We start from the raw sequence: 687 nt of genomic DNA on the forward strand, positions 1-687 counted from the left end.
TGGGCGCGGACCGCGCCCAGGACCCGGGCGGAGATCCTCCGTAAGGCCTTTGACCTGGTCACCGAACGCGCGGAAGACTTCGCGCTGCTGATGACCCTGGAAATGGGCAAGCCCCTGGCCGAGGCCCGCGGCGAAGTCACCTACGGGGCCGAGTTCCTGCGCTGGTTCGCCGAGGAAACCGTCCGCGACTACGGCCGCTACCTCACCACCCCCGAGGGCAAAAACAAGATCCTGGTCCAGCACAAACCCGTCGGACCCTGCCTGCTCATCACCCCGTGGAACTTCCCCCTCGCCATGGCCACCCGCAAGGTCGCCCCCGCCATCGCCGCCGGCTGCACCATGGTCCTCAAACCCGCCAAACTCACCCCCCTGACCGCGCAGTACTTCGCGCAGACCATGCTCGACGCCGGCCTGCCCGCCGGGGTCCTGAACGTCGTCGCCTCCTCGTCCGCCTCGGGAATCTCCGGGCCGCTGCTCAAGGACTCCCGGCTCCGGAAAGTCTCCTTCACCGGCTCCACCCCCGTCGGCAAGCGGCTGATGGCCGACGCCGCGCAGAACGTGCTCCGCACCTCCATGGAACTCGGCGGGAACGCCCCCTTCATCGTCTTCGAAGACGCCGACCTCGACGCCGCCGTCGAAGGAGCCATGGCCGCGAAAATGCGGAACATGGGCGAAGCCTGCACCGCC

Annotated in this window: 1 protein-coding gene; it reads left to right on the forward strand. The window is 68.6% G+C overall.

What is annotated here, in order from left to right; all coding sequences use genetic code 11:
• Nucleotides 1–687 (forward strand): aldehyde dehydrogenase family protein (locus VXJ37_RS21045; RefSeq protein WP_331324936.1); only part of this gene is annotated, 687 nt, incomplete at both ends.

Source organism: Pseudarthrobacter phenanthrenivorans, from assembly GCF_036455295.1.
Classification (GTDB): domain Bacteria; phylum Actinomycetota; class Actinomycetes; order Actinomycetales; family Micrococcaceae; genus Arthrobacter; species Arthrobacter phenanthrenivorans_C.